This window comes from Bacillus sp. FSL P4-0334 (genome assembly GCF_038004825.1).
GTDB classification, from domain to species: Bacteria; Bacillota; Bacilli; order Bacillales; family Bacillaceae; genus Bacillus; species Bacillus velezensis.
This window is the reverse complement of the sequence record NZ_JBBORX010000001.1, coordinates 3,594,639-3,606,758: the sequence shown is the minus strand read 5'-3', so window position 1 is coordinate 3,606,758 and position 12,120 is coordinate 3,594,639. Positions and strand designations below refer to the sequence as shown.

Sequence of the window (12,120 nt, the reverse complement as noted above, 5' to 3'; positions counted from 1 at the left end):
GTAATGGAGGAAACCATATGAAAGAGTTTCTGCACCGGGTTTTTTCTGACGTCAAAAATAAAAAAATGACAAAACAGGATGCGATCGGCATTTTGCGCGATTATGATATGCGGATGGGACTTCGCCAAGCGGATTCCCTTCATCCGCTTGCTCAGCAGCATATTTCCGATGAAACGGGACAGGGATTCTCGGCAGCTTTCAGCGGCCGGGAATTTTTTCTCGCTGATGTTTCTTTACAGCGTAAAAAGCTTATGCCCGGAGAACTTCTTTTGGAAATGGCGAGAGCTGCGGCTGTTTTGACAGTAAAGGAGACTGAGGCTGTCCGGCTGACGCATATCGTGTGGTCAAAGCCCATTCTGACTGAGGCTGAGCCGTTCCATATCGAAATCAGGCTGATACCCGCAGAGGGTGAAGCCAAAAGGTTTGAGATTTATAATCCATTTTCTGCCGATTTCAGTCATTATGATGTGTACAGCCAAGGGACGATTCAGCCAGTTGATGCTGCGCCTGGCATGCTGGATATCAGCCGCTTGAAGGAAAACAGCGGCTTCCTGATGGATCAGCAGCAAATTGAAGCCATCACTCAGAACGATACCGTTCAATACAGTGAGCACATGAAAGGAATTGAGCGTATTTACGCCTCAGCAGGACGGATGCTGGCAGACATATCAATTCCATTGACAAACCAAAAAGAATCCGCCCGATTCGGCCTCCCTCCCTGTCTGATGAAAAGTGTGACAGAGGCATGCGCGCTGCTTGGCGGCAAAGAATATAAAACGCTCGCCCCGGTTTCATTGGACGAGCTTTTGTTTTATGAACCTTGTCCTGACAAGGTATGGGCCGAGATACAAGAGAAGGCGGGGAGCTTTTATATTGATTTATGTGACGAAGAGGGGAAAATATGGGCTTCCCTATCAGGGTTGAAGCTGCAGCCTGTCATCAAGACGGGCGCTCCCGGAAAAACCAATGCCGAACACCGCAGTGAACGTTTGTATGAACAAACGCTTCTTCAGCTCAAAACGCTGTTTGCCCTGACTACAAAAATTGCTGTTTCCAACATAGATACTGAAGAGCCGCTGGAAACCTACGGAATCGACTCAGTCACTGTGACGAAATTGAACCGCGAATTGTCTCTGCTTTTCGGTGACCTTTCCAAAACGGTTTTTTACGAATATAAGACACTGGGATCTCTGGCAGCTCACTTTGTCACGGATTATCCAAAAGAATGCCGAAAATGGACAAATGATGATGACCACCGTTCAGGCATATCAGAACAGGTTTTGGCAAATGAAGATTTTCCGGTGCTTCCGTCGTTTATCAAGCGAAAGAAACGGCCTGCTTTTTCCAATGAGAACCAGACAAAAGAAGGGATTGCGATTATCGGAGTCAGTGGACGTTATCCGCAAGCTGAAACACTTGAAGAGTACTGGGATAACTTAGCGGCCGGAAAAGACTGTGTGACGGAAATTCCCGAAGAGCGCTGGGAAAAGGACAAGTACTACAACCCTGATCCTGAAGCGGCCGTGAAAGAAGGGAAAAGTTACAGTAAGCGGGGCGGGTTTCTGAAAGAAGCCGCTTTCTTTGATCCGCTGTTTTTTCAAATTTCACCCCGTGATGCTTTGAATATGGACCCGCAGGAGCGTCTCTTTATTGAAATGTGCTGGCAGGTGCTGGAGGATGCCGGTTATACGAAGGAACAGCTTGAGAATTTGTATAACGGCCGGGTCGGCGTTTTTGCGGGCATTACGAAAAACGGGTACGGAATGTACTGGAAAAACGGCGGCACCCTGCAGCCGAAAACGTCGTTCAGTTCAGCGGCCAACAGAGTTTCCTATTTTCTTAATCTGAAAGGGCCGAGCATGCCGGTCGACACGATGTGCTCATCTTCGCTGACTGCAATTCACGAAGCGTGTGAAAACATCCTTCGCGGCGAATGCGACATGGCGATTGCCGGCGGTGTGAATGTGTATACGCATCCTTCGGCTTATGCGGAGCTCAGCGCCTATCGAATGCTTTCAAAAGACGGAACGTGCAAAAGTTTCGGTGAAAGCGGGGACGGATTTGTTCCCGGGGAAGGCGTCGGGGCCGTGCTGTTAAAGCCGCTGTCAAAAGCGATGGCTGATAAGGACCATATTTACGGGGTGATTCGCGGCACTCATATCAATCACGGCGGCAGAACAAACGGGTATACAGTGCCGAGTCCGAGCGCCCAGGCTGACGTGATTTCCGGCGCGCTTAAAAAATCAGGAATACATCCGCGGATGATCAGCTGTATCGAAGCACACGGCACGGGTACTGAACTCGGAGATCCGATCGAGATTGACGGTTTGACCCGCGCATTTCAAACGAAAACGTCTGATAAAGGTTTTTGCGCCATCAGCTCAGTTAAATCCAATATCGGGCATTTGGAAGCCGCGGCAGGCATTGCCGGTGTAACGAAACTGCTGCTTCAGTTTCAAAAACGACAGCTGGCTCCCTCTTTACATTGCAGAAAATTGAATCCGAATATTGCATTCGACCGGACGCCGTTTGTGGTGCAGCGTGAATTGGCAGACTGGAAACGGCCGGTCATTGAGGAAAACGGAGCGCAAAAAGAGATTCCGAGAATCTCGGGAATCTCTTCTTTTGGCGCGGGCGGGGCAAATGCCCACATATTGATAGAAGAATATATTGAACCTGATAGGGAGATTTATGAGCCATTCACAGATGAAGATCCCGCAGTCATTTTATTATCCGCCAAACTGGAGGCCAGCCTGAAGCAGCGGGCGCAGCAGCTTCTTCAAGCGATCAGAAAAAATGACGTCACAGACCGCAGCCTCCGGGATGCGGCTTACACCCTTCAAACCGGAAGAGAAGCGATGGAAGAACGTGCGGCGTTTATCGTGACGTCGACAGAGCAGTTAGCGGAAAAACTGCAGCGTTTTATTGACGGCGGGACAGACGGCTGCTTCAGGGGAAAAAGCAAACAGTATAAAGACATTCTAGCCGTTTTTAAGGATGAAGATATGCAGGAAGCCGTCCGTAAATGGATGAAAAGAAAAAAATTCGCGAAGCTTCTGGAACTTTGGGTGAAAGGGCTGAAGATTGATTGGTCAGAGCTTTATAACGGCAGCCTGCCGCACCGCATCAGCCTTCCCGGTTATCCATTTATAAAGGATCGGTATTGGCCGGACGATGCAGCGCCGGACAATGTTCGTGATGCTGAAACACATTCTGAAACATTTCGTGAAATCCGCTTTTTACAGAAAAGCTGGGCAGAAAGCAGCAGTGTTCCGGCTAAGGAAATGCGGGGCGTCATCGGAATAGCTGCTGATCACCAGACAGGAAATTTAGCCGTTGAGCTGTCCCGTTATTTCCCCGAGTCTGAAATCATTGACGCTGCATCACCGGAAATATCCGGGGACGCGGCCCGATTCGGCGGTCTGATTGATGTGACCGGATGCGGGACGGAAATCAATCATGATGACGGCTGGATTCATCGTCTGCAGTCTCTCATTGACAACAGAAACCGCGGCCGAAAGCTTCAGCTGCTTTGTGTGACAAAGGGGCTTGAACCCTTTGCAAATGAAACGATAAATCTCTCAGGTGCAAAAAAGGCCGGATTGTACCGGATGCTCCAAAGTGAGTATAAGGATATCCGCTCGCGGCATATGGATGCAGAACGGACTGCCGAAGATCCTGAGCTGGCAAACCAGATCGCAGATGAGTTTTTTCGCGATTCTGAAGACATCGAAGTGTGTTACCGAAACGGTGTGCGCTATCACGCGCGGTTAAAGGAAACAAACAGCTTAGCTGAAAAAGAATTTTCATTTCCGAAAGACCATGTGCTCTGGATCACCGGAGGGACCCGGGGACTCGGATATTTATTTGCCCGGCATTTTGCCGAACGTTACGGAGTCACGAAACTCGTGCTTACCGGAAAAGAAACAATGCCGCCGAAAGCGGAATGGGATGATCATATCAAACGGAATTCCCCGTTTTCCGATAAGGTGAGAAGAATTAGAGAGCTCGAACAAAAAGGTATCCGAACGGAAGTGCTGTCTGTATCTTCCGGCCCTGAATATGAGCAGGCCGTCAGCCGTGTGAAAGATCAAATGGGGCCGATAGGAGGTGTGTTACACGCAGCGGGAGCCGTAGATCTCGATCATCCGGCCTTTATCCGCAAAACAAGCGAACAGATGATGCCCGTGCTTGAGCCTAAAACAGACGGACTGGACCTTTTGTATCAAGCGCTGCACAAGGAGCCTCTCCGGTTTTTTGCGCTGTTTTCTTCAGTGTCCGGCGTGATGCCGGAATTAGGAGCGGGACAAAGCGATTATGCCATGGCTAACGCCTATATGGATTATTTTGCGGCCGCAAAAGGTTTTCCGGTGCTGAGCATCCAGTGGCCGAGCTGGAAAGAAACGGGTATGGGCGAATCAAAAAGCCGGGCCTATCTGAAAAGCGGTTTAAAGAGCATCACTGACAGAGAAGGGCTGAGCCTGTTTGATGCCATCATGGCAGGCGATTGCGGATCTGTTATTATGCCGGCCGTCATTCACCCGGAAAAATGGGAGCCTGACCGTCTGCTGCTTTCATCCGGCCTTACTGAAACAAAGCAGCAGGAACAGGCCGATACAGAAAGCGTTGAGGAGTGGCTGACGGGCATTTGCTGCCGGGAATTAAGACTGGAGCCGTCAAGATTTGAATCTGATACACCGTTTCAAGATTACGGAGCCGATTCCATCATGCTTGCCCAAGTGTCCAGAGCGATCGGAAAGAGGATCAAAGCTGACCTTGACCCGGCGGTGCTGTATGAATACCCTACGGTTGCTGCGCTGGCCGGATGGCTTGAAACAGCATATCCGGAAATCAAAGCTGCCGTTTCAAAACCGGTTCAGCCTGTAATCCCGGACGTTCCCAAACAAACAGCAGCCGCTGTTATTCAGCCTTCTCGTGCTAGAGCGGCGCAAGACATTGCTGTTGTCGGAATGTCCTGCCGTTTTCCGGGAGCTGAATCAATTGAAGCTTATTGGAAGCTGCTGTCTGAAGGAACGTCAGCCATTCAAAGAGTTCCGAAAGAGCGCTGGAAAACGGAGAAGGCGGATTATGCGGGCCTTTTACAAAATGTAACGCATTTTGACCCGGAGTTTTTCCTTATTCCCGAAGAAGACATCAAGGCAATGGATATCCAGTCCTTTCTTATATTAGAAGAGGCGCTTCATCTGTTCAGAGACAGCGGTTACTCTTTACAAGAAATGAAAGGCAGGTCAGCCGGTGTCTATTTAGGAGGACGCGGCGGCAGTATGCCTGATGAAAACCGTCTGAAGCATGCAAAAAATCCGATAGTCGCAGCCGGTCCGAATTACTTAGCGGCCAATCTTTCTCAGTTCTTTGATTTGAAGGGGCCGAGTCTTGTTTTGGATACGGCCTGTTCTTCAGCGCTTGTCGGTATGAATATGGCGATACAGGCGCTTTCTTGCGGTGAAATCGACTCAGCGGTGGTCGGGGGAGTCAGTCTGCTGGAATCCGGTCAAACCCACCGGATGTTCGAACTTCGCAATCTGTTAAGCGAAGAGCCTGCGTTTCATATTTTTGACCGCCGCACCGGCGGCATCGTATTGGGAGAAGGCGTCGGAATGGTGTATTTAAAAACAGCGGCCCAGGCTGTAAAAGACGGGGACCGGATTCATGCGGTCATTAAAGGCATTTCCGTAAACAATGACGGCAGAACCGCGGGGCCTGCCACACCGAATATACAGGCGCAGAAAGAAGTGATGGCCAAGGCGCTTGCCAAAAGCGGCAGAAAAGCGGAGGATATCAGCTACATTGAAGCAAACGGTTCAGGCTCTGAAGTAACAGACCTTTTGGAACTGAGGGCGATTGAAGCGGTGTACCGTATGCAAAACAGCGCGCCTTGCGAATTGGGGTCGATGAAGCCGAATATCGGACACCCGTTATGCGCTGAAGGGATTGCCGGATTCATTAAAACAGTGCTTATGCTCTCGCGCCGAATGCGTGTGCCTTTCCTTTCGGGCAAAGAGCCGATGACGCATTACGATCTGTCCGCCTCGCCGTTTTATTTTTCGCACGCTCTGCGTGAATGGACGGATTCACCGCGGATTGCCGCCGTCAGCAGCTTCGCTGACGGAGGGACGAATGCCCATGTCATAGTGGAAGCCTGGGAGCAAGAGGCGTATACCCCGGTTAGAAAGCCTTTGCCGAGACAGGAATTAAAACGCCGGCCCATTCGTCCGGACAAAGCCGAAAACCTGCATGAAAACGCACATAAGTCCCGTCCGAATACGTTTTGGAAACAAATGAAGACTTACTGATTGCGCTGAAAATTGAACGTCGATATGGAGGAAGTTCATATGCAAGAGCAGCTTCTTATTAACAATCAGCATCCCGTTCTGAAACATCATAAAGCCTATGGAAAGGAACTGCTGCCGGGTCTGGCTTATATTGACCTGATCTATCAGACTTTCAGAGAAAACGGTTTTTTTCATGCCGGCCTTGAACTCAGGCACTTATCGATTTTTCACCCTTTAGCTCCTGAACAGGGAGAAACAATCCTGCTTTCCGTTAATTGTACAGAGAACGGCGAAGGGCAGTGGAAGGTAGAGGTGAAAGGGCAAAAACAAGGTGACGAAGCAGCAGAGACAAAGGTATATGCCGCGGCGCAAATGCATTCCGTCAAGCCCGCCGGCTTCCAAGAAAGCGTCCGGATGGATGCCGTAAAACAAACGGCGGCAGAAATACCGCTTGAGGACATTTACGCGGAATGCAGGGATCAAGAACTGGTTCATTCAGGAATGATGAAAGGCTGCGGAAGCGTCTACCAAACTGAAAAAGAGATTTATATTGATCTGTCGGTGCAAAAGGATCAGCTGGAACATGCAGAAGAGACGATGTTTCATCCCGCATTGATAGATGCGAGCAGCATCGGCTCCAATGTATATCTCGCTCCTTTGACGAGGAAGGAGGGGCAATTATTTCTGCCGCTGTTTTATGAATCGTTTTATTGCGCCGAATTGCTGCAGACGACATGTATCACCAAGATAAAAAAAGAATCCGTCACCCGTAAGAAAGATCTCGTTTACGTGACAATGGAGTTTTTTAATGAGGAAGGCAGAAAAGTCGGCGAACTGAAAAACTTCGCCAATAAACTGGTGAGGGACCCGGAACTGATCAATCAGAAACGGCAAAAGAAAGAACCTGACGGGCGGAATGCCGTCCCGGCTCCGCAAGCGGAACCGGAGCCTTCTGAGCCCCGCCGTGCGGAGGCTTCCGCCGGCCTTACTGAACAGTGCATCCTTTATTTAAAAGAATTGCTTGCCGCCCGATTGAACAAACCTGTGAAAGAGATTGACCCGGATATCGGCTATTATGAAATGGGGCTGGATTCTCCGGGGCTGTTGGACATGGTAAAGGAAATTGAACAAAAAATCGGAACGCAGCTACTGCCGACACTGTTATTTGAATACACGACCATCGCGGAATTGGCGGGATATTTGTGCGAACATTACGGAGCCGGTTTCGGCCATGCTCAAAGCGGGCATTCAAGTGCTGAGCCTTTGCCCCGGGAAAAAAAGAGGACAACCCAAATCCGCGTGAAAAAATCGGCGTCAGCCGGAACGCAGAATGGAGATATTGCGATCGTCGGGATGGCGGGACGGTACCCCGGCGCCAAAAATCTTCGTGAATTTTGGACAAATTTAAAAAATGGAGAAAACAGCGTAACGGAAGTGCCTCGTTCCCGCTGGGATACGAGGACATATGAGCATTTGCGATCGCCGTCCGGCAAGCTGATTTCCAAATGGGGCGGTTTTATAGACGATCCAGATTGTTTTGACGCGAAATTTTTTCGGATTTCTCCGCGGGAGGCAGAAGCTAAAGATCCGCAAGAACGATTGTTTTTAGAAACATGCTGGGAAACGATTGAGGATGCGGGCTACACCCCGGAAACAATCGTTCAGCCGAAAGGGCCGAATAAGAGAATGAACGTCGGTGTGTTTGCCGGGGTGATGCATATGGATTATTCTCTCGCCGGCGCTGAAGCTGCTGCTAAAGGGCTGGTCTTTCCTTATCCCTTGAACTATGCGCCGATCGCAAACCGGGTTTCATATTTTTGCAATTTTCACGGGCCGAGCATGGCGGTTGACACGGTGTGTTCGTCATCTTTGACGGCCGTTCATATGGCGGCGGAAAGTCTGAGACGCGGTGAATGTGAAGCAGCTCTTGCCGGAGGCGTCAATTTATCATTGCACCCGACAAAATATATCACATACGGCTTGATGGATATGCATTCGAGTGACGGGCTGTGCCGCACGTTCGGCGAAGGAGGCACAGGCTATGTCTCAGCTGACGGCATCGGAGCCGTGCTGCTGAAGCCGCTTCACAAAGCCGAAGAAGATAAGGATCATATTTATGCGGTGATAAAAGGCAGCGCCGTCAATCACGTGGGAACCGTCAGCGGGATTACCGTGCCGAGCCCCGTGGCGCAGGGGGATATGATAGCTGAATGTCTTGAAAAGACGGGGATCGATCCCCGGACGATTTCTTATGTGGAAGCGCACGGAACCGGAACTTCTTTAGGAGATCCGATTGAAATACAAGGTCTTGTTAAAGCTTACCGCACGTTTACGGAGGATCGTCAATTTTGTGCGATCGGTTCCGTTAAATCGAATATCGGACATGCGGAATCAGCTGCCGGGATCAGCGGGCTTCATAAAACGGTTTTGCAGCTGTTTCACAAAACGCTTGTCCCTTCTTTGCACTCAGAGACGATTAATCCGTATCTCCGTTTAGAGGACTCGCCATTTTACGTGCAGCAAAAAACTGAGTCATGGAAAAGGCCGGCGTATACAGAGAACGGCCGTGAACATGCCTGCCCGAGACGCGCAGGCATCAGTTCATTCGGGGCGACGGGTTCAAACGTTCATCTCATTTTAGAAGAGTACAGGCCTAAAAACCCCGGTATTACGGAGGATCAAGAGAGACCGTATATCGTGCCTCTGTCAGCGAAAAATCCGGAGCGGCTGAAGGAATACGCTGCCCGCCTGCTGATGTTTCTCAAAGATAAAGCGCTTGAAGGAAGCGGTCCGCTTCATGACAAAATAGATACAATGCAAAATCAGCTGGAAAAAGCGTTGCGAGGTGTTCTGGCCGAAGTTCTGCATGTAGAGGCCGGCTCGGTAAATGATGAACAGGATTGGAAGGAATTCGGCTTGGATGTCATGCAGCTGACACAGTTTTCTGAGCTGATGACGGATCAATACGGGCTGGCAATAGACATGACTGATCTCATACAGCATACTTCCGTCCGGACTTTAGCAGAATGTCTTACAAACGATGAGAAACATAAGAATATTCTTTCCGGTCTTTTCGGTCAGTCCGGCTTAGATAAGCAGCCTGATGAATCTTTTTCCTTGCGGTCACTGGCGTATACGCTGCAAACGGGACGGCTGGCAATGGAAGAACGGCTTGTTTTTTTAGTGAACGATCAAGCGGACCTGATCAGGAAATTAACTGAATTTACAGAACGAAAACGGCAGATTGACGGCTGCTTTCAAGGGCGGTCTGATAGCGGAACGGAAATCAGGGGTTTCCTGAATGATGATCAGGATACGGAGGAGCTGATCCGAAAATGGATGGACAGCGGCACTTACAAAAAACTTGCGGAGCTGTGGTCAAAAGGATTTGAGATAGACTGGACGCGGCTGTATCGGGAGGAGAAACCGCGCAGGATGAGTCTGCCGACGTACCCTTTTGCAAAGGAACGATATTGGATACCGGAGCCCGATCATCCCGTCACTTCCGCAAATACAGAAAGCAGGCTTCACCCGCTGCTTCACCGCAATTCATCAGATTTGTTAGAACAAAAATTCAGTACGATACTGAACGGAGATGAATTCTTCTTAGCCGATCATATCGTCCGAAACAAGCGTGTTCTCCCCGGGGCGGCTTATCTTGAAATGGCGAGAGCCGCGGCTGAACTGGCTGCCGCGCCGTTAGCCGCTGGATACACGGCTAAAACCGGCATTTCGCTGCGGTATATCAGCTGGATACGCCAGGCCGTTCATAAAAAAGAGCCTCTGCGTATGACGACAGGGCTTTCTTTGGAGGACAACGGCAATGTTTCATTTCAAGTGTACAGCAATGAAAATGATTCAGACATTTATTGTGAAGGCAGCGCTGTGATTGAGCCGCTGTCTGAGGCGCCGGTTTTGCATATTGAACAGCTGAAAGCGCGATGCCGCAAAAAAGTGCTGTCAAAAGAAGACTGCTATGCGGCGTTTGCAAAGGCGGAAATTGTATACGGACCTTCACATCAAGGAATTGATTACATTTATTGCGGGGAAAAAGAAGCTTTGGCTAAATTGGTGCTACCTGCTTCCGTTTCTGATGAAGCCGAACAGTTTGTGCTCCATCCGAGTCTGATTGATTCCGCTTTTCAGGCGGCCATCGGCGTTATAAATGAAGATCAAGCGGGTTATCCGGAGCAGCCGTTAATGCCTTTTGAATTGCATGAACTGACCGTTTTTCATCCGTGCAGTCCAAACATGTGGGCGGCCGTATTTGTGACGCATGAAACACCGGCCGTGCGAAGAATGGACATTGATATATGTGATGAACGCGGCAATGTGTGTGTAAGGATAAAAGGATTTTCTGCCCGGATGGCCGAAAGTGCGCCGGCCGTAACCGATAATAAGCAATACGATCTCCCGGGTAACCTTACCGGAGCCGTCAAACTGATGCAGGTATGGGACGCGGAACCGATAGACAACCAAACCGGCTTCCCCATTTCTGAAGCAAAAGCTGTCATCATAGGCGGTACAGACGGGCAGGCGGACGCGGTTTTACGATTGTTTCCTAAAGCTGTGCGATTTGATATCGGCCAAAGTGCTTCCGTTGAAGTGATATCTGATCGGCTCCGCCGTCTCGGTGAGATTCAGCATATGATCTGGTTTGCCCCTCAGCCGGCTGATTCTGACAGCCATGATCAAAAAAGCGGGGTGCTGCAGATTTTCAGAGCGGCCAAAGCTCTTATCGGTCTCGGGTATGGAAAGGAGCAGCTCGGGATGACGGTGATTACGCACCAAGCACAGCCTATCACCCAATATGATGAGGTGCGTCCCGCTCATTCCAGTGTGCACGGTTTCGTCGGGTCTCTCGCTAAAGAACATCCGAGCTGGCACATCCGTCTCGCCGATCTTGAAGACGGGGGGGATTTCCCCGCAGAAGACATATTCAGCCTGTCCCGCGACCGTACGGGTAAAGCATGGGTGCGCAGACATCAGGAATGGTACCGGCCTCAATTGCTTCCGGTCCAAAGCGAGCCATCTGAAAGTGTTCCTTACCGCTATGGAGGCGTATATGTCATCATCGGCGGTGCGGGAGGCATCGGCGAGGTTTGGACAGATTATATAGTGACGACGTATAAAGCCCGAGTCGTCTGGATCGGGAGGCGGCCGCTGGACAGCCGGATACGCCAAAAAATAGACCGGTACCGGCCATCAGGCCCGGCTCCCGAATATATAGCCGCAGATGCTTCTGATCTTCCATCGCTTCAGCGCGCCTATGAACAGATTAAAAACACATACGGCACCATCAGCGGCGTCGTTCATTCAGCGATGGTATTTGCGAATGAAAGCGTAAAAGATATGGAAGAATCACAGTTTCACGCCGGTCTTGCGGCGAAAGTGGATATTTCCGTCAACATTGCCGAAGTATTTGCGAAAGAGTCTTTGGACTTTATTCTCTTTTTCTCTTCGGTTATTTCATATATTAAGAATCCGAATCAAAGCCATTATGCGGCGGGGTGCGCATTTAAAGACGCATTTGCCCATGAGCTTTCCGGACGGCTGTCATGCCGGGTCAAAGTGATGAACTGGGGTTATTGGGAGCGGGCTGACAATCACATTTCTGAAGAGTTTGACAGACTGAGTGCAATCGGTCTCGGGCTGATCAGCCGGGCGGAAGGGATGCAGGCGCTGGAAACTCTGCTGACGCAGCCGATCTCCCGCATGGGGCTGATGAAGCTGACCAAGCCGATTCCGATCGAGGGAATGAACCCTTATGAATTTGTGACTATCTGATTGCCTGTCAAAATGACGGAGCAAATTTAATTTTCTTAGG

The 12,120-nt window shown here is 50.0% G+C and carries 2 protein-coding genes; both read left to right on the top strand.

Going from position 1 to position 12,120, the window contains the following annotated elements; all coding sequences use genetic code 11:
* Window positions 1-17: 17 nt before the first annotated feature.
* Complete coding sequence (locus NSQ37_RS18105) at window positions 18-6,314, top strand: type I polyketide synthase (RefSeq protein ID WP_326365292.1); 6,297 nt, start codon at window positions 18-20, stop codon at window positions 6,312-6,314.
* 39 nt (window positions 6,315-6,353) lie between these two features.
* Window positions 6,354-12,080, top strand: coding sequence for a type I polyketide synthase (locus NSQ37_RS18100; protein ID WP_341124402.1), 5,727 nt, complete (start codon window positions 6,354-6,356; stop codon window positions 12,078-12,080).
* The last annotated feature ends 40 nt before the right edge of the window (window positions 12,081-12,120 follow it).